Origin of the sequence: Lentilactobacillus rapi DSM 19907 = JCM 15042 (assembly GCF_001436255.1) — a bacterium.
In the GTDB taxonomy this organism is placed as follows: Bacteria; Bacillota; Bacilli; order Lactobacillales; family Lactobacillaceae; genus Lentilactobacillus; species Lentilactobacillus rapi.
Genome location: NZ_AZEI01000022.1, coordinates 23174 through 43478, shown reverse-complemented (window position 1 = coordinate 43478; position 20305 = coordinate 23174). Strand labels below are relative to the sequence as shown.

Annotated in this window: 16 protein-coding genes; 6 read left to right on the top strand and 10 right to left on the bottom strand. The window is 44.4% G+C overall.

From position 1 onward, the window contains the following. Positions 1-637: 637 nt before the first annotated feature. Together FD12_RS03675 and carB are read left to right on the top strand one after the other, a co-directional pair. Positions 638-1699 (top strand): carbamoyl phosphate synthase small subunit, encoded by a 1062-nt coding sequence (locus tag FD12_RS03675; protein WP_054747853.1) that lies wholly within the window; start codon positions 638-640, stop codon positions 1697-1699. Then, the gene (gene carB / locus FD12_RS03670) at positions 1699-4767 is read left to right on the top strand and encodes a carbamoyl-phosphate synthase large subunit (protein WP_056981728.1); all 3069 of its coding nucleotides are present in this window, start codon (positions 1699-1701) and stop codon (positions 4765-4767) included. Before FD12_RS03675 ends, carB begins: the two co-directional genes overlap by 1 nt. 382 nt (positions 4768-5149) lie before the next feature. Here carB and FD12_RS03665 read toward each other — a convergent pair whose 3' ends face one another. Together FD12_RS03665 and FD12_RS03660 are read right to left on the bottom strand one after the other, a co-directional pair. Continuing rightward, a complete protein-coding gene (locus FD12_RS03665) occupies positions 5150-5923 on the bottom strand; it encodes an acetoin reductase (protein WP_054747854.1) in 774 nt (257 codons plus the stop codon). 216 nt (positions 5924-6139) lie between these two features. Next, entirely contained in the window at positions 6140-6913 is a 774-nt protein-coding gene (locus FD12_RS03660) for a (S)-acetoin forming diacetyl reductase (protein WP_056981727.1), read from the bottom strand. A 359-nt stretch (positions 6914-7272) separates the two neighbouring features. On the opposite strand from FD12_RS03660, the gene FD12_RS03655 reads away from it, so the two are divergent. Further along, positions 7273-7626: a hypothetical protein gene (locus FD12_RS03655; RefSeq protein WP_054747855.1), complete on the top strand. Its 354-nt coding sequence runs from the start codon at positions 7273-7275 to the stop codon at positions 7624-7626. A 135-nt stretch (positions 7627-7761) separates the two neighbouring features. On the opposite strand, the gene FD12_RS03650 is transcribed toward FD12_RS03655, so the two are convergent. Continuing rightward, on the bottom strand, positions 7762-8850 hold the full coding sequence (locus FD12_RS03650) for a PTS sugar transporter subunit IIC (protein ID WP_056981725.1): 1089 nt from the start codon (positions 8848-8850) through the stop codon (positions 7762-7764). Between the two features lie 265 nt (positions 8851-9115). Here FD12_RS03650 and FD12_RS03645 point away from each other — a divergent pair, with 265 nt between their 5' ends. After that, positions 9116-9988 (top strand): DegV family protein, encoded by an 873-nt coding sequence (locus tag FD12_RS03645; RefSeq protein WP_056981723.1) that lies wholly within the window; start codon positions 9116-9118, stop codon positions 9986-9988. A 77-nt stretch (positions 9989-10065) separates the two neighbouring features. Continuing rightward, a complete protein-coding gene (locus FD12_RS03640; RefSeq protein ID WP_056981721.1) occupies positions 10066-11910 on the top strand; it encodes a hypothetical protein in 1845 nt (614 codons plus the stop codon). A 139-nt stretch (positions 11911-12049) separates the two neighbouring features. Here FD12_RS03640 and FD12_RS03635 read toward each other — a convergent pair whose 3' ends face one another. From FD12_RS03635 to FD12_RS03605, 7 genes are all read right to left on the bottom strand, one after another. Then, positions 12050-13537: an MFS transporter gene (locus FD12_RS03635; RefSeq protein ID WP_186825960.1), complete on the bottom strand. Its 1488-nt coding sequence runs from the start codon at positions 13535-13537 to the stop codon at positions 12050-12052. Positions 13538-13692: 155 nt separating this feature from the next. Then, entirely contained in the window at positions 13693-14565 is an 873-nt protein-coding gene (gene aroE / locus FD12_RS03630) for a shikimate dehydrogenase (RefSeq protein WP_054747856.1), read from the bottom strand. Between the two features lie 14 nt (positions 14566-14579). Beyond that, positions 14580-15086, bottom strand: coding sequence for a shikimate kinase (locus tag FD12_RS03625; protein ID WP_056981719.1), 507 nt, complete (start codon positions 15084-15086; stop codon positions 14580-14582). A gap of 11 nt (positions 15087-15097) precedes the next feature. Continuing rightward, the gene (locus tag FD12_RS03620; protein WP_054747857.1) at positions 15098-15949 is read right to left on the bottom strand and encodes a prephenate dehydrogenase; all 852 of its coding nucleotides are present in this window, start codon (positions 15947-15949) and stop codon (positions 15098-15100) included. Positions 15950-15967: 18 nt separating this feature from the next. Beyond that, positions 15968-17254: a 3-phosphoshikimate 1-carboxyvinyltransferase gene (gene aroA, locus FD12_RS03615; protein ID WP_056981717.1), complete on the bottom strand. Its 1287-nt coding sequence runs from the start codon at positions 17252-17254 to the stop codon at positions 15968-15970. Between the two features lie 10 nt (positions 17255-17264). Next, positions 17265-18431, bottom strand: a complete 1167-nt coding sequence (aroC, locus tag FD12_RS03610) for a chorismate synthase (protein ID WP_056981715.1) — start codon at positions 18429-18431, stop codon at positions 17265-17267. Between the two features lie 26 nt (positions 18432-18457). Beyond that, the gene (locus FD12_RS03605) at positions 18458-18769 is read right to left on the bottom strand and encodes a chorismate mutase (RefSeq protein WP_054747859.1); all 312 of its coding nucleotides are present in this window, start codon (positions 18767-18769) and stop codon (positions 18458-18460) included. Between the two features lie 414 nt (positions 18770-19183). On the opposite strand from FD12_RS03605, the gene FD12_RS03600 reads away from it, so the two are divergent. Continuing rightward, positions 19184-20209, top strand: coding sequence for a polysaccharide deacetylase family protein (locus tag FD12_RS03600; RefSeq protein WP_082622156.1), 1026 nt, complete (start codon positions 19184-19186; stop codon positions 20207-20209). Positions 20210-20305: the final 96 nt, after the last annotated feature.

Genomic DNA, 20305 nt, shown 5'->3' with positions numbered 1-20305 from the left:
AGTGTAAGTCTCCTTGAAGGGAAATTCCTGATTTTGGAATTTTTCTTCAAGGTGCTTACATGCAGATCCCTGCTTGGAGGAGCTGTCCTAAAACAAATAAAAGCGCCTTGCCATGTTCGCAAAGCGCTCCTTTTGTGTAGTGGAATCACATTTTTAGGACGTTTTGCTCTCACGGGAACAATTAAATCGTCATCATATTATCTGCATAAAAAAATCCCCTCTACCGCCGCAGGGTAAAGAGGTTTAGCAATTCCCAAGATAGTCTTAGGTTCACCGATTCCTTATTAACCTCACGGGGTTAAAATTAAAGGTTCTTTTTTTGTTATCTGAATCATATGCTATTTTCAGAAAAAAAACAAGGCATTTTGAAAAAATATTTTTGAAAATGATTATTTATCCAAAATGAAACAAGATTCAAATAATGACGTTCATCTTATCTATACTGGCTTCGTTTGAGGGGATCTTTCAATTAGTAATAAATATACATATCGTTTTTAAAATGTACATAAAAATCCAAATATCGGCAAATAATGCATAAATTGACTTGACATTTACTAAAAAAGCTCCTATCTTTATACATCAAAAGCGTTAGCCGCTTGTATCACATAGATGTTAGCAGAATTGAGGAGGTTCGGACATGAAAAAATATTTAACACTTGAAAATGGGGATGTCTTTGTCGGAACGGCCTGTGGCGATTTAGCAGGTGAGATTGACGGCGAACTGGTCTTTACCACCAGCATGACCGGCTACCAAGAAACATTAACCGACCCATCGTACAAAAATCAAATCATCACGTTCACTTATCCGTTGATCGGTAACTATGGCATTTCACTGGGGACTAATCAATCGGACAAAGTTGAAGCAGCAGCGGTTGTCATGAAAGAGATGACTGACCAAGTATTCCATTACCAAAGCGTCATTTCACTAGACGCCTACTTAAAACAATCAAAGATCCCCGCAATCAGCGGTATTGATACACGGCAGCTAACAAAAATCATTCGCCAATATGGAACGATGAAAGCCAGCTTAACGAATTTCCCAATTGACGCTCAAAAGACCGCAAATGATCATCAGGCATCAGTCATCAAAATGGCTTCACTCTCCACTTCAGGCGACAAAGAAAACGATCACGTTGTGGTTGTTGACTTCGGTGTTAAAGATAACATCGTCAGGTCAATGCAACGTCCAGGAATTGATGTGACAGTTGTGACACCAGACTCCACCTATGAAGATATTTCAGAACTTCACCCAACCGGCATCCTCTTATCAAATGGCCCTGGTGATCCCCAAGACTATTCGAACTTTCTGCCAGTCATTGAAAAACTCCAAGCTAATTTCCCAATCTTCGGCATTTGTCTGGGTCATCAATTATTAGCGTTGGCAAACGGCGCCAAAACTTACAAAATGACGTTTGGCCATCGTGGCATTAATCATCCAGTCAAGAATCTCGAAACAGGTGACATCTTCATTACTTCCCAAAACCATGGTTATGCAGTTGATGCTGACTCCGTCAAATCAACCCCGCTTAAAGTGACTGCCTTGGAAGTTAACGATAAAACGGTTGAAGGCTTGCGCTATCCTGGCCGGCCAATCTTCTCGGTTCAGTACCATCCAGAAGCAGCTCCTGGGCCACACGATGCCACGAAGCTTTTTGATCACTTTATTGAATTAATGCATACTAACGAGGAGGTTCACTAATGCCAAAACGAACAGATATCAACAAAATTGTCATCATCGGCTCGGGCCCAATTGTAATTGGACAAGCCGCAGAATTCGATTATGCCGGCAGTCAAGCTTGCTTAAGCTTACGTGAAGAAGGCTATGAAGTCATTTTAGTGAACTCCAACCCTGCCACGATCATGACCGATGATGAAATTGCCGACAAAGTATACTTGGAGCCACTGACTGTTCCAAGCTTAAAGAAAATTCTCAACAAAGAGCATCCTGATGCCATCCTCCCAACCCTAGGTGGTCAAACCGGATTGAATTTAGCCGTTGAATTGAGCAAAGACGGTATCTTGGATAAGCTCAACATTGAATTGTTGGGAACCAGCTTGAAGACCATTAACCAAGCTGAGGATCGAGAACAATTCAAAGATCTGATGGAAGAACTTCACCAACCAATTCCCGCATCAAAGACAGTTTACGATTTGGAAACCGGAATCAAGTTCGCACACCAAATCGAATACCCGGTTATCATTCGACCTGCGTATACTTTGGGCGGAACTGGTGGCGGAATTGCGCATAATGACGATGAAATGACCACTATTTTAAATCGTGGTTTAACCATGTCACCATCGACAGAGTGCCTGGTAGAAAAGAGTATTGCTGGTTATAAAGAAATTGAATTCGAAGTCATGCGCGATCATCATGGCAGCTCCATTATTGTCACTGGAATGGAAAACTTCGATCCAGTTGGTGTGCACACCGGTGATTCAATTGTGTTTGCCCCAACGCAAACTTTATCCGACAAAGAATATCAACGATTACGGGATGCTTCGCTGACAATTGTTAACGCCTTAAAGATTGAAGGCGGCTGTAACGTTCAGCTTGCCCAAGATCCTTACAGTGAGAATTACTACGTCATTGAAGTTAACCCTCGAGTAAGTCGTTCATCAGCTTTAGCTTCCAAGGCAACCGGCTACCCAATCGCCAAGATCGCAGCTAAGATTGCGGTTGGTCTCAATTTGGATGAAATTGTCAACCCAATAACGCAAACCACATTTGCAATGTTTGAACCTGCTTTAGACTACGTGGTTGCTAAGATTCCCCGCTTTGCCTTTGATAAATTCACAAACGCGGATCGCAAACTGGGAACTCAAATGAAAGCAACCGGTGAGGTTATGGCAATTGGCAGCAACATCGAAGAATCACTTCTTAAAGCTGTCCAATCCCTTGAATTAGATAAACAGGCCCAAGTTGACTTGATTCCTGATTACACCAAGAAATTATCCATGGGTGACTTGCTTGAAAAAATTAAGACACCCACTGATTACAGATTGTTTGAACTGTTTGCAGCGATTGGTAAAGGTGCGACGATCCAGCAAATCAACCGTTCAACTCAAATTGATATGTACTTCTTATCCAAACTAGAAAACATCATCAAAATGCAGCAAAAGCTTTCTGACGGCCTGCTCAGTGCCGACTTAGTCCTTGATGCTCGCAAGCTTGGTTTCAATAACACCATGATCAACGCAGTTCGACCAGTGACCGATCAAGAATTAACGAAGCTTGATAAAATGGAAGATCAACACTTGGTTTACAAAATGGTCGATACTTGTGCCGCCGAGTTCGAGAGTACAACTCCTTACTACTACAGTACAGTTGGTAACGAGAATGAGAGCAAAGCCCTCGGCAACAGCATCGTTGTGATCGGCGCCGGTCCCATCCGAATTGGCCAAGGCGTTGAGTTCGACTATGCAACTGTTCACTGTGTCAAGGCAATTCAAGCAGCTGGCTACAATGCAATTATTATCAATAACAATCCAGAAACTGTTTCAACTGATTTCTCCATTTCAGACAAGCTCTACTTTGAACCATTGGATATCGACAGTGTGATGAACGTAATCAACTTGGAGAATCCAATCGGCGTCATCGTTGAATTTGGTGGTCAAACTGCCATTAACTTGACTGAGGCTCTCACTCAACACGGCGTTTCAATCTTAGGAACCTCACTTCACGGCATCGAACAGACTGAAGATCGTCATGAATTTGAAGATCTGCTGATCAATCAAAACATTGAACATCCTAAGGGCGATACAGCTACCACTGCCCCAGAGGCGCAAGAGATTGCCAATAACCTCGGCTTCCCAGTACTTGTCCGTCCAAGTTTCGTTTTGGGTGGCAAGGGCATGGCAGTCGTTCATGATGAAGATGAGCTAAACGAATACCTCATTCCTGCTTTAAAGGCCAGCCATGGTGAACCACTTCTAATTGATCAATACATTCACGGGACTGAATGCGAAGTTGATATTTTGAGTGATGGTCAGGATGTCTTTGTCCCTGGAATTATGGAACACTTGGAAGGTTCCGGCATTCACTCAGGGGATTCAATTGCCATGTACCCACCACAGCATTTATCCGACGAAACCAAAGATAAGATTGTCTCAATTGCCACTAAGATTGGTAAGCAGGTTCACGCGGTCGGCATGATGAACATCCAATTTATCGCTGCCAATGACACGGTTTATGTCATCGAAGTGAACCCACGGGCATCTCGAACTGTTCCATTCATGAGCAAGATTACCAAGATGCACTTGGCTCAATTAGCAACGCAATTGATTCTTGGCAAGTCGCTCACAGATCTTGGTTTAACTCCAGGTCTGTACCCAGAACCAACAAAAGTCTACGTTAAAGCGCCAGTGTTCTCATTTGCTAAATTACCTGGTGCGCCGACAGCATTGAGTCCAGAAATGAAATCAACCGGTGAAGATATCGGCAGTGGTGACACACTACAAGCCGCCATGCACAATGCCTTGTTTGATAGCTATCACATTGATACCAATGACCTTCACGGAATTGTCTTGATTTCCGGATTTGATGCTAACGACGACCATGTCGCCAGCAAGTTAAAGAGTGCTGGCTTTGAAGTTCAAGCTTACAAGCAAAACATGGAGTGGCCGGACGATATTGCCTTTGTCCTATCATCAGAGGATGAAACCGCCGATGAAAAGCAGTTAGTCGCAAAAGCACTGAGTCATCAAGTACCTGTCTTTACAGCTCAGGATACGGTTTTAGGAATCTTTCAACCACAACTCATAAAGTAATCAACACAATTCAAAGCAGGCTTTAGCCTAGAGCCACAAAAAGCTTCCCAACCAGACGTTTGGTCTGCTTGGGAAGCTTTTTGACTTTGATTTAAACGATTTTTAATGAGCTGACGTTGTCGTCGATATTGCGTAGGACAGCTGCTCAAAGCAGAAACTTCCACCTAAGCACCTTCTCCAAAAATCCCAAAACCGGGGATTTCTGGAGAAGGAGACTTACGCTCCGGTTGCTAACCACCTGGATCCGCTCACTTTTTCTTTAGGACAGCTGCTCAAAGCAGAAGCTTGCACCTAAGCACCTTCTCCAAAAATCCCAAAATCGGGGATTTCTGGAGAAGGTGCTTAGGCTCCAGCTTCTAACCGCTTTGCTCCGCTCACTTCTTTAAACGTACTTAATTCCGCCATCAACCATGATAGCTTGACCCGTAATATAATTGGCCTTTTCGCTTGCCAAGAATGATACTAAGTTGGCCACATCTTGTGGTTCCTCCCCACGGCCTAATGCGATTCCCTTAAGATATTCCTTGAGTGATTCACCCTTGGCAACGTGGTTTACTTGACCCATTTCTTCGTCGATTTGATCCCACATTGGTGTCAAAACGATTCCTGGGCAGTAGGCGTTAACTGTGATTTGGTCGCGGGCCAATTCCTTAGCTGCCGCTTGGGTCAAACCACGGATAGCAAACTTGGTTGCTGAGTAGTCACCAAGTAATTCGAAGCCTTCATGACCAGCGATTGATGAAGCATTGATAATCTTACCTGGAGTGCCCTGCTTCTTAAATTGAGCTGCAGCAGCTTGGATGCCGAAGAAAGTTCCCTTAACATTGATATCAAGCAACTTGTCTAAATCTTCTTCAGTGGTGTTGCAGATTTGAGCAACGTGGGCAATTCCAGCATTGTTCACGAATACATCCATTTGGCCAAACTTGGCAACCGTTTGCTTTACTGAGTCAAAAACTTGATCCTTATATTGAACATCTGATTGAATCGCGATGGCATTGCCACCATCTTGATTGATGTCGTCTGCTACACGTTGAACCTTGTCCAAATGACGACCGGATAAAGCAACATCAAAGCCATCCTTAGCGAGCTGACGTGCAATTCCTTCACCAATTCCTTGACCGGCACCTGTAATTAAAGCAACTTTGTTAGTCATGTGTGTATCCTCCATTTTGGGTTGTTGTTAGTTGAATTGATTTATTTTGAGAGGGTGTAATTGGAAATTTGGAAATTTTTTTCTGTTTCATTGCCGAAATGTGCTCCACCAAGCAAGGACTTGCACATAAGTCACCTCAGCCAAAATCAAAAACCAGGATTTCTGGCCAAGGTGGCTTATGCTCCAGTCCTTAACCGCTTGGTTCCGCACTCTTTTCTACTGAAATTGCATCCCGCCATCTACAATTAACGTTTGGCCAGTGACGTAATTTGAGTCTTTTCCAGCTAAGAATGAGACGGCTGCAGCGACGTCTGATGGTTCTGACAAGCGTTTCATCGCAATATCCTTGGCGAAGGTTTGCATGCCCCATTCATCACTCTTACCGGCGTTTTGACCAACCTTGTGGGCAATATCAAACATCATGGGTGTCTTAACAATTCCAGGTGCAAAGGCGTTAGCCGTAATTCCTTCTTCAGCCAAGTCACGGGCTGTCGTTTGCGTAATGCCACGAATCGCAAACTTAGTCCCAACGTATAAAGCTAAGTTAGGATTGCCAACAACGCCGGCTTGTGAAGTGGCATTGATAATTTTGCCGCCATGGCCGAACTTCTTGAATGCCTGATGAGCAGCCTGAGTTCCCCAGAGGACACCACCAACGTTAACTTTATAAACCCATTCAAAATCATCTGGTGTAATGGTATCAATTGGTGTTGTTGGACCAAGGCCAGCGTTATTAACGATCACGTTGAAGTCGCCAAATTTGTCACTGGCTTCTTCAACAGCCGCAAAAACTTGATCCCGATTTGATACATCAGCTTTAATTGCTAAAGCTTCACCACCATTATTGTTGATGTCGTCAGCAACCTTTTGGACCTTGTCTAAATGGCGGCCAGCAAGGGCAACCGCGAAGCCGTCATCGGATAAACGGTGGGCAATTGCCTCACCAATTCCTTGACCGGCACCAGTAATCAACGCAACTTTTTTACTCACTCTAAATAACCTCCGTGTCATCTTGTGAACTGAATTACAACTTATGCGTGAATTATAAGCTCATTGCTTGTGAAACACAATACAATGATTTTTGGTAATAATTTTCATTTTCCTGCCCTAATATACTAGTTGATTTGGCTACAAATGCAATCACTATAATAAATATGAGCCATTAACCAGGAAAATCATGACTTTATACTTATTCCTAATGAAAATAAAGTCGTTTTATTTGCGCTTCATTCTCAAAAGCTGTTGAATATAAGTGAGCTTTGAGAATTATTTATTTTGTTTTGACCTAGGTCTTAAGCAACTCATCTGAATAATAATCAATGAGTGCATTGTTAAGGGGAGGAATTTACATGTTAGATGTTAAGAAATCATTGGATCGACTCACTTGGAACACGCAGCACCACTTTGCCCACATTGAGGCCCAACACGATTTTATGCGAGCTTGGGCAATTCAATTTGAGTTAGCATACACCGATTTTCGGGTGGTTGAGATGGCACTCCAATTGGATGGTAGCCACCACGACTTGTTGGCTGCATTCGCAGCAGCCTATGAAAAAGTTTACGATTACGAATACGCCTTCGTAGCTGGGGGGCTTGAAGGCTTTAATGAAAAATACGGCGATAAGATCGAAGATTATCGGGCAGCGGCCAATGATTTCCTCAAATTAATTGACCAAGTCAGAGAGCTCAACGGCAAAGATTAATCCTTCATTATTGAAGATCAATAGAATGGCAAAAAAGGAATGCATTCCACAATTCAGAATGCATTCCTTTTTTCACTTAAATTCGGGGATCAAATCGCTTTTGGTCCCAACCTCTCAAATAGATTCAATCAATCATTAAACAATTTCAAGATGAAGTTGTTGATCCTTGACCCAGTGAAGGCCGAGCAGCAAACGATATGAAACGACTGAGATAGCTGCTGGCACAACAATTCCCATAATTAGGTAAGCAACAAACATGTTCATGCTGGTTGATGCCAAATTAAGTGGTGCAATGAATGAATTAAGGCCTAAGCCACCCAATGTGTATGGTACTTTAAAGCCAAAGAATAATGTGGCAATTGGAGCGGCAACGATGGCTGATAGCATTGATGGAATTGCCAATCGCGGATTTGCCAATAGGTTAGGGAATTGAACCTTGGGAGTGATAACCCCTTGAGCGATGTTAGCTCCCAAGTTGTTTTGGCGCCATGAAATGACGGTGAAACCAACGAACTGAGCAGTCGTCCCGATTAAGGCAGCCCCAGATGATAATGGATCAAGCATAACTGCGACGGCCAAGGCTGCCGAAGATGCCGGTGTCATCAAGAAGATTGACCATGCCAAGGCAACACACATTGAACCAACCAATGGATTGATTTGCATTGACTGTGCAATAAAGGCACTTAACCAGTTGAGTGCAGGGGTCGTCACACTTGCCAGACCAAGGCCGGCGATTGAACCAACCAGCGTAGCGCTTAACGGAACAAGCATCATATCAAGTGGGGTTTTCCCGCTTAAATATTTGCCAACCAAAGCAGCGATTAATCCGGCTGCCACAGCACTAATTGGCTGACCGGTTGTAAATACGCCGGCACCTGCAACTTGCGCCATCTGATTGCCAGTAGCCGTAGCGGCGTGAACGCCCGAAGAAATGAAGTAAACAGCGTTAGCACCCACAGTTGCGGAAATCATTGAACTAAATAATACCAAAGTATTTGTCTTTAACTGTGAGGCGACCGCTGCGCCAAATGCCGGAGCCAGCAACCACTGTGCGATTGCACCAACTTGATGTAATTGTGGCCAATTAACAAAGTTGGCAATAGTTTGGGTTAACAATCCAATCCCTAACATAACCAAAACGGCGTTTAAAACGCCCGCTGAAACCAAATAAACATAATCTTTAACGGTCAACTTTTCGGCTGGCTTCTCTGCTGATGCTTCCATACACAAAACCTCGATTTCTAATATGATAAAATAATGAGATAATAATGATAAAAATGAAATTGTTATAATTAAAACATCATAACAGCACCATGTCAATAGCCATTATGAAGAAAATTCTAATGTAATAAATTATTTTAACAGAATGATAACTCTTATTCATTTATTGTTTGGCCAATCTCGGCTGGATGAGTGAATAACATCAATGCCCTGCCGCAATATATGTTATAATTCATCTGTTATTTACTGTTGAAATGAAGGCGAATTTATGAGCAAAATTGCGATTGTGACCGATAGTACTGCCAGCCTGTCCCACGAAATCGTCCACAAAATGGGCAATGTCACGGTTGTCCCAATCACTGTGACGCTCAATGGACATCTTTATCACGAAGGTGTGGACATCACCAATGATCAATTCTATCAAGAACTCGCGTTGGTTAAACAGTTGCCAACCACGGCTCCACCTACTCTTCAAGAGATGCTAAACGTCTATGACGCCTTGGTAGACCAGGGTTACGATCAGATTTTAAGTATTCACCTGACCAGTGGCATTACTGGATTCGTCAATAATTTAACGATGGCGGTTCGCGGATATACGAAAGCTAAGGTTTATGTATACGATTCTCACATTACTGTTGAACCACTTGGTTATTTAGTCCGTTACGCTTCAGCACTTGCAAATAAAGGGGCCGACGTCATTGAGATCATCCACCGCTTGAACGCCATTCGCCAAACAATTGACGAGTACTTCGTTGTCGATGACCTGAAAAATCTTGTGACGGGTGGTCGGCTTACCAACGCCGCGGCATTTGCTGGCGGTTTGTTGCGAATCAAACCAATCCTGACACTTAATGAGAACTATCAGATAGAAGCAATCGGAAAAATTAGAACCCTTAAAAAAGCCCGACGAACGATTGAAGCTGCCTTTGCCAAAAAGGCGCAAGCAGCTGATTACCCGCTTCATGTCATGCTTACTGGAACTCACAATTTGGCTGCAATTCAAGCTTGGGCAGCAGAGATGAAGTCCAAATATCCAAACGATAGTTTCCAAATTGGCCAAATCGGGCCGGTTGTCGGCACCCATCTCGGCTCAAACGCATTTGTCATATTATGGTGCCGACAGGTTGATGGCATTTTGTAATAGTTTAGGTATTGGGCTTTAACTCATGTATAATGGGCTTAACCCATTAAGTAAGATGTTGAGAGGAGAAAGATTGAATGCTTAGTTATTTTGCGTTGATCACTTTAGTCAAGCTATCAGGTTTATTATTGCCATTTATCTGGTTCTTGGTTATTGCGAACCGCCGGGGCCGACTTTACGGGATTTTAGTCGTGATTGCCCTGTTTATCGTTAGTTATATTAACACCTACTTCAGCTTACCGGACCTCGCTTATCCGGCAATGATCGACAATTGGTTGATGTGGCTCATTGGCGGCTTCATTGTTGTCGCCGTCCTCAAGCGATTTGTTTATTCCCCAGATGCGGTTGCCAAACGAAGCGAGGCAGCTGGTAATGGTTTTGTCGGCCAACTGATCCAGCGTTTCACTGGGGCTTTTGGTTGGGTTGGCAAAGCTGCTCTGGCCGTCATTTTGGCTGTGATTGTCTTCATTATTCTAGGTAGTGTTTCTTCATTGATAACCACGATGAATCCACAACCAGCCGTTAATTCGATCAAAGTCGACATGAACGACGACACCAAGAGTGCTCCTATGCCGGTCATTAAAAATAGCAGCGAAACTCCGGTTGTGAACGCCCCCCAAACTGTTTCGACTGATATGAACAACTCATTGAATAGTTTCAAGAATTCTAACGTATATGATCTGAACCACATGCGGGTTCAAATGTACCGTGGCAAAATGGTTTATGTTGCCCCAGTTGAATTTTCAGGTGGCTTCTGGCGTTATATTCACTATTTGAAAGTTCCTGGCTACTTTAGAACCGACGCTACAGATAAGAACGCTGATCCAAAATTTGTTGCCAAACCAATGCGATACACCCCAAGTGCCTACTTTAACCGGGATGCCGATCGGCGGATCAACGCCCACAGTTTGGGTTACTCAATGGTTGGCTCAACGTCGCAATTGGAAATTGATAACCATGGAACGCCATATTACGTCCGGACACTGGCCAAACCACTTTCCTACCTTAACCGAAACTATGACTATAAACATTACAAAGTGGCCGTTTTGAACACCATTACCGGTAAGGTGAACGTTTACTCGCCAAACAAAGTGCCGAAGTTTATTGATATCGCCGTTGCGCCAGAATTTGTGACTCACGAAGTTTCAATGTTTGGTAAGTACCGGCATGGTTTCTGGAACGCAACGAGTTTTGGTGGTCATAGTGGCGTTATGAAGCCAACCCAAGCTGGTACTGAAGGCGGCGACAAGTTGACACCTTATGCCTACAAGGGCCGAGTTTATTACTTCACTGGGATGACCAGTGTCAATGAACACCAGAGTTCAATTCTGGGTTATACCTTCGTTGATGCGCGTACCAACACCCTTCATTATTACCGGGAACACGGAAACGTCATGACGCCTGAGCGAGCTATTTCCTATGCGCAACAGGATATTAATCCTCAGAACTATCGTGGGACTTTGCCGCTGCTTTATCGGATTAATGGCAAGCCTACCTGGGTCGTATCAATGTTGGACCGGGATAATAACTCATTCATGAAATTTGTTTATCTGCTTGCAGACGGCAATAACCAGAGCGGCACCTATGCAATTGGTGACGATGCTCAAAGCACGTTGGCGTTGTTCAATCAGCGACTTGAAGCTAAAACAGGTGTGGCTGTCAGTGCGCCAACTGGCAAGACAATCAGTGGCACGATCAATCGAATCGTCCATACTGACGACAGCTTGCTGTTTATCATGAAGAATAGCAACCAGGTTTACAAGTTGGATACCTCTGCTAAGAACTTCAAGCCAATCTACCAATTCATTTCTGAAGGCGATAAGGTCAGTTTCAAAGCCGAATCAACCAACAGTAAGAACGAGTTGGCAACCGCTAATGTTTCATTAGATACTTTTAAGGATCAATCATTAACTCAAAAATAGATTGGGAAAGGCAATTTGATCCCAAAAATTAAAGTCAAAAAAGTAATGCATCCAGATTTTGGAATGCATTACTTTTTTGGCTTAAATGGCGGAGATCAGCCGTTTATCGCAAGTTTTGTCAATATAAGATTGGTGTCATTTAATGACTCATTCCCGTTCTGAGCATTCGCTGCTTCTCCAATCGCTGGGCCCAAATGCTAATCCCCCATGAAATCAGCATCAAAACCAATGACAGGATCATGATGTTATGTAATCCATTGTATAGGATTATCCGCATCTGGGGAATTAAATGGTGAGGCAGTGAGCCAATACTTGATGCATCACTTAATTCGTTGAGCATTTTCATTGTAACTGTGCCACCAGAGTGCAAAACACCGGCTCGCAGGGCATTATTAAGAACCAGGCCAAAGATTGAAGCCATGAAAGCCTGGGCCAACATCCGAATCAAGAAACTAAACGAAGTCGCAATCGGCACATCGACCCGATCAGCGTCTTGCTGGACTTTGATCTGCAACTCGTTGAAGCAAGCGCCGTTACCAAATCCTTCGAAGGCTCCGGCAACTAATAAGACCCAGTAAGGCGCCTTAACCCCCGCAAAGACCATCATCGCAAACGTGATCACCAACATGATAATCCCAACTGCGATGACTTTTTGGGGAGACAAATATTTTCTCATTGGAGCCACGGAGCCAGAACCCAGAAAATCCGTCACAGATCCCGGAATCTGGGTGGCCCCACCAATTAGGGCGGAAGTTCCCAGCAATCCCTGGGCCCACATTGGACTGTATATCAAGAATCCAATAAAGGCCCCCCAGATCAACGTAAAGAGAACAAAATCAATCATCAACGGTAAGTTTTTGAACAATCGACTCGGAATAATTGGATCTTCTACTCGCAATTCAACTCGGAACATGACTCCAAGAATCACAAATGACACCAAGATAATGGCTGACACAATCATCCCATCAGCGGCTCCAATCATTTCAATCCCAGCCAGTAAACCGACCAAGCCGATAGTCATGAGGGTTGCCCCAACATAGTCCACCCGGCCGTTTGGTTTGGGTAATTTGCTCAAACGATAATAAACTTGAACCAGCACAATTGAAATGAGCCCAATTGGGACGTTTAAATAAAAGACCCAATGCCAACTAAAGGTATCAACAATGTACCCACCGACTAGCGGGCCAATAATGGTCGCCATGCTGTAACTGGCAGAAACAAATCCCAGTACCTGCATCCGTTTACGAGGATTCTTGTACATCCGGGCATAAATAATATATGGCAGAGAAATCATCCCACCGTTCCCGATTCCCATAACGGTTCGGGCAACAATGAGGAAAATAATATTGGGCGACATTCCTTGTAAAAAGGATCCCAAAACAAAAAGTGAAGCAGCTAATTGATAACTCCGCTTGTTACCAACGTGCTCACCCAACTTACTCCAAAGTGGCGTGCTAACTGCCGTTCCAAGCAGAAAAACAGCCACAATCCAACCAATTAATTCAATTCCATGAAGATCGGAAATAATTGCTGGTAATGCGGTATTAATGATCGTGTTATCCAATCCACCCATTGCGTTGGACAGTAATAATGCACAGGTAACGATCATGATATCTCGTTTCGACAATGCCGTTCCCCCCTCTTTTAAGTTCACCTTATCTATACTACAACTTTTGAGGGAGTGAGAAAATCATAAACTGGGACAATGGATAATTTGATCTGGAATTAATCAATTGGGCCAATTTGAATCTATTAGACTAAAATCAAAGTATTTCATTAAGATCAAGGACGTTGGCGCGCTGCAATTTCTTGATTTACCGCCGAGATGACAGCCTCAACAGGCATTTTTTGCCCCGTCCATTCCAAGAAAGACCCAGCGGCTTGATGAACCAACATCCCGATCCCATTATATGTACGGCTGCCCTGTTCTTTAGCAGCTTGCACAAACGGTGTCGTTAATGGGAAATAAATCACGTCAACTACCACATGCTGCGGACCAAAGTGGTCAATGACTGATTGGCTGACGGGCAGCTCATCATTTTTGGCCATCCCAACATTGGTAGAATTGGCAATTACCTGACTACTGTCAACAGCTTGGATCATTGCCGTTTCATCATCATAGTCAATCACTTCAACAACGTCCGACCAATTTTCTAATTGCTGCTTAACGCTCATGAAGGTGGCGTTCCGTCGTTTAAAGACATTAATCTTAGCTGCTCCGGCATCAATGACGGCAGCAATAATCGCCCGGCCGGCACCCCCAGCACCAAAGATCGTAACCGTTTTGCCGTCGAGGTTAACCTCCTGTTGCTTTAAAGCATCAACAAATCCCTGGCCGTCGGTACTATCCCCGATCAATTTGCCACTCCGGTTTACGACCGTATTGACCGCTTGAAGCCGTTCAGCCCGTGGGGTAATCTCATCAAGTAGTGGAATCACATCCGTTTTTAACGGCATCGACAAATTAAAGCCGCCAATCTTCATTGCCCGCATTGCAGCCAAACTTGCCTTCAAGCCTTCTCCGGGCACATCAAATGCCAAATAAGCGCCATTAATGCCAGTCACTTTGAAGCTGGTATTATGAATCAGCGGCGATAAACTGTGGGCGGCCGGGTGGGCCAATAATCCAAATAATTTTGTATGACCATCAATCATGCAGATTCCTCCATTTATTGATTGACAAATAATTTGCGACTAATTGCTTCAACCACTTCAGTTGGCTTCAGGTCATCAGTGGCAATTCGAAAGTCACTCACTTGTTCATAACGCTCATCCCGTTCACTTTTAAGGGTGACCAAACCAGTTAATCCCAGTTCCTGAGCAAGGGGGCGACCGGTATCATCCCGCAACCGTTCCATAATCGTTTCAGGGAGCACATCCAACAGGATAACCGGTACTTTGGTGTTTTGGAGCAACTCAAAATTCATATCTTGAATGGGCGTTCCGCCACCTGTCCCTAAAACTCCTTCTTGATCTAGTGATTGAATGAGTGCTTCATGTTCCAGCTGGCGAAACGCCATTTCACCACTCTCTTCGAAAATTTGTTGAATGGACTTTCCTGCCATCTCGACAATCACATCATCCAAATCATGATAGGGTGTTTTTAATTTTTTGGCGAGCAAATTGCCAACGGTTGTTTTGCCACTTCCCATAAAGCCTACCAGTATTGCTTTCATAAGCGTTCTCCTTAGTTATCGAGGGATTCCCTAATCTTCTTAGCCTTTGTAAATGTCTGAAAAATGGTTTGCTCATCGCCGTTTCTGATTGCGGTTTGCAGTTGGGTGAGCTGATCCTTAAAGTCGTCAATTTCTTCAGTGATGGCATCCCGATTGCTCAACATGATTGCCGTCCACATTGTTGGATCGGATGCCGCAATTCTGGTGGTATCTTTGAATCCCCCAGCAGCGGCTTTCAGTCCGACAGGATTATGAGCCAAGCTCTCAGCAATCGTATTGACCAGCGTTGTCGCCACAACATGGGGAACGTGGCTGACCTCACTGACTAATTTATCATGTTCAGAAGCGCCAATCTCCAGCCAACGAACCTTGGCAGGGGCCATTAACCGTTTAAATTCGATGAGTTGGGCATTGGTTTGCGAACCGGAAACCAAAAAGTAAATCGCGCCTGCAAACAAGTCTGGCCGGCCTGCCTGACCACCTGACTGATGAGAGCCCGCCATCGGGTGCCCACCTACAAACGCAATCTGGTTAGCGATTAATGGCTTGGCTGCTGTCATAATTTCAACTTTTGAGCTGCCGACATCTGTAATTAAGACGTGATCTTTTAGCGGCATCGTCGACAACTCGCGGATTTGATTCACAATAACGGAAACCGGCCCTGCTAATACAATTAAATCTGCCATCGGGGCCGCCTTAGAAAAGGACAACCGGCGGTCAATGATGTGTTTGGTTAACAAAAACTGCGCCGTCCCGTCATCCGGATCACACCCAATAATTTCAACGGTTTGATCGGCTTGTCGCATGATTCTGGCAATCGAACTGCCGATTAGACCCAAGCCACTCACGACAATCGTTTTCATCTGGACTCACCTCTCAAATCAAAGTAGCGTTGCTAAGTCATCAAAAAATTCTGGATAGGAAATATTGATACTATCAGCACCATCCAAAGTGAGTGGCTCATCAACCAACAAGGCCGCAATCGCCATCACCATACCGATTCGATGGTCACCATGGCTACTTAGGTGGGGATTATTGACATGCCAAGGCTTGGTGCCATCAATGATAAAGCCATCCGGCAACTCTTGAATCGCAATTCCAAGCTTCTTAAATTCCTCAACAATGACGGCAATTCGGTCAGTTTCTTTTACCCGAAGTTCACCGGCCCCGGTAATTTTACTGACCCCATCTGCCTTAGCTGCCAGCAAGGCCACCAATGGTAGTTCGTCGATTACTGCAGGAATGTCTTTGGCCCCAATTTCAATTGGCGTTAAGCTGGCACTGTTGACAGTAAGATCTGCAGTCGATTCACCCTGAGATTGTTCATTTGAGAAATGGATTTTGCCACCCATCCGCTTCAAAATTGATATCAACCCGGTTCGCGTTTCGTTTGTCCCCACGTTCAATAGTTTGATTTCAGAATTGGGAACCAAGCTCCCTGCCGCCACGAAAAATGCGGCTGACGACATATCTCCGGGAACATTCAGGGTGATCCCAGTCAATTTTGGGTCTGGGTGAACGGTTAACGTAACGTTGTCCGGCTCACAATCAATTTTGGCACCAAATGCTTTCAGCATAATCTCAGTGTGATTTCTGGTTGGCTGCTTCTCAACAAAGATCGATGCTTTATCGGCTTGAAGCGCCGCCAGAATCAATGCGCTCTTCACTTGAGCGCTGGCAACTTTCAAATGATAATCCCCTGCATGGAGTTGTTCACCATGGATCATGACCGGTAAATGGCCGTCGGTTGTTTCAATCACCGCACCCATTTCTGCTAGGGGTTCACTTACCCGCTTCATCGGCCGTTTAGAGAGCGATGCATCCCCAACTAAGGTGGTATCGAATTGTTGACCGGCCAACAAGCCCATGATTAGTCGGGTGGTTGTCCCAGAATTCCCCATATCAAGCGGGTGACTGGGTTGTTTTAAGCCATGCAGGCCGACCCCATCGATCACAACCGTTTGGCCATCCCGCTTAATCGGCACCCCCAGTTGTTGAAATGCTTTCAGGGTCGACAAGCAATCCTGCGCGGTCAAGAAATGGTGCAAAGTTGTTTGCCCTTCACTGATAGCGCCGAACATGATCCCCCGATGAGAAATACTTTTGTCCCCGGGAACCGTCAACTCTCCTCGAAGGCCGTTGCTTGGTTTTGCTTGTAATTGTTTCATCGTCGCCCTCCTAGAAGTTTTCTATTTCTGCTTTGTATGCGGCTAATTGCTCCTGCAGCCGCTGAAGATTGTCACCGTCAAATTTATCGGTAATTGCTTTGGCCAGTTCAATTGCCACGACACTTTCAATGACAATGGATGCCGGCACAATGGCCGTCGTGTCAGAACGTTCGACGCTGGCCTTCTTAACTTCCTTAGTTTCAACGTCAACACTTTGAAGGGGCTTATATAGCGTTGGAATTGGCTTCATCGCGGCCTTAACAATAATCGGCATGCCATTTGTCATCCCGCCTTCAAAGCCGCCGAGGTGATCGGAATTCCGGAAAAAGCCATCCTGCTTATCCCAGTCAATTTCATCCATGACTTGGCTTCCCATATGGGTGGCAGCCTTGAAACCATCACCGATTTCAACACCCTTCATGGCATTTACGCCCATCACAGCTGCAGCAAGTTTGGCATCTAATTTGGTATCCCAACTTACATAACTGCCTAAGCCAGCTGGTACATTGGTGGCAACAACTCTGATGATGCCACCAAGCGTATCACCGGCTTTTTTGGTTTGGTCAATCAGATCGTGAATTTGGTCCACTTTTGATTGATCAATAATCCGCAGGTCGTTTTGCTCAACCTCAGCTTCAATTTTGGCCACATCGAGTTCTGGGTTGCCAGCCGTCGCAACTGGCCCAATTTGTTCGACATAGCCGGCAATCTTAATCCCCAATTGCTCTAAAAGCTGCTTGCAAATGGCCCCAATCGCTACTCGAATCGCCGTCTCTCTTGCCGACGAACGTTCCAATACATTTCTAAGGTCACGGTGACGATATTTCATCCCCCCCACCAAATCGGCATGTCCCGGTCGTGGCCGTTCAACTTTTCGTAAAGTGTTTTCAGCGGTTTCAGGGCTCACTGGATCCATAATTTCATTCCAATGGGCATGGTCGCGATTGTTCACAACCAGCGCGATGGGGGATCCCAAGGTGATGCCGTGGCGAACACCGCCAACCACCGTTACCTGATCGTGTTCAATTTGCTGCCGGTTGCCCCGGCCATAACCACCTTGGCGTTTTTTAAGTTGGGCATTAATTTCGTCAATATTAAGGTGGAGCCCCGATGGAATGCCTTCAAGGATTCCAGTTAATTGCGGCCCATGAGATTCTCCTGCAGTTAAATAGTTCATAAGTTGTGCTCCTTTACAATTTCGGTTTAGTTGCCTTCAATCAAGTGATGCTGGTAATCTCTGGAATTTTTTAAAATTGCTTCGTAAACAGCCGCAATATAATCGGTGGTCTGCGGATCTGGACTAACGGTTCTGACTCGGTTGAGGACTTCAGCTTCCCGATTGCGATCCAAAACTTGGAGATCATCTTGTTTCTTAATTTGACCAATTAACGCAGCAGTCTGAAACCGTTGGGTCAATAACCTCACAATCGAATCATCCAACTGATTGATTTGTTCTCTGGCACATTTAATTTCTTTAGGTGCATCCATTGTTGATCCATTCACACGATTTTCCATATGCTCACCTCATATTTTCTTGAGAAAAAGAAAAACCAGCTAGATAATTATCCAGCTGGTTTACTAAACTCGTAGAAGAATGGTAACTTACCCAGCTAGACTGATGCGTCTAGCGGGCCACAACAAAGCTTTTGACTTTGCACCACTTGACGCGAACGCGCATTTTGCGTCCGCATCTAAGCGGACGCTATCTAAAGTAGGCATAGTCAAAATAATAGGCATTTACAGTCTGAGTTAGCTTTGTCATCACATTAATTCCTCTCTTTTTAAGTTATAGTCATTAAAACATATTAGAAATTATTCGTCAACCCTAATCGTTTTCTCATTTTAATTAATTGTTTAATTGACTTACATTTCCGTCAATGCCAGAATGGTTTTGTAAGAGATTGATACATTATCGACACACTTGAGGGAGTGATCACTTTGTTTAAAAAATCGTTACTCATCACGCTTGGAATTGCTGCAGCTTCAGTATTTGCATTTAATTTACAATCAGTTCAATCCGTTTCTGCAGTTTCCAGCAAACCATTAACTTTTGGTGATATCACCAACAATAATCTTCATCGAATGGGCACAATTCGTCAGCTCACGCGTTCTCAACTAGCGGAAGATCACAAATTGACTGGCAAACAGGTTCAACAATTGGTTTATCTCCCACTGCCTAAGCGACTCACCGCTCACAACTTTACGTTAAGCCAGACGCATTTAACCATTCATTTGGTCAAAAATGCTTACAACGTCAGCCGCGTAGCCATCCCGTTGAATAAGCTTACTGGGATTATTTTGAACCGTTACATGCCCAAGCAATATGATTATGTGAAACCTAAAACCCCTAAAAAGGTCGTTTCATTAACCTTTGATGACGGCCCGGATCCAACGTTGACGCCAAAATTGCTGAAGATTTTGAAGCACTATAACGTCCATGCAACCTTCTTTGAAGTCGGGAGTAGTGTGATGAAGTACCCCAGCACCAGTCGGCTGGTTCTCAAATATGGGGACCAACTTGGCAACCACTCTTGGAATCATCCCCAATTGACTAATCTGAACAGTACCAGTGCTCTCCATCAGATTGCCTTAACCGATGCAGCAATTTATAAAGCGACTGGCACGCTGCCCCAATACGTTCGCCCGCCTTATGGTGCAATCAACTCCCGAGTCGGCAATTTATTTGACCGGCCAATTATTCAGTGGTCCGTCGACTCACGAGACTGGGCTTACCTGAATACCCCAAAGACCGTCAACCACGTTCTGGCAACCACCCACAACGGTTCGATCATCTTAATGCACGATATTCACCCAACTTCGGTTGCTGCCGTTCCCCAAATTATCAGAACCCTTAAAAAGCGGGGGTACACATTTGTTCTTTTGCCAAACTTGATTCAACGACCGCTTCTTTCTGGACTTCAATACTTTGGTCGAGGAGATTACCGGGGTGTTTAATTAAAAGGCAAACTTGCCAAATTTTGTCAGCCCCGTTGAACAACGCCTGACTAATTGGTAAAATAAACGCAATTATTTGGCACGGAAGGAACACGG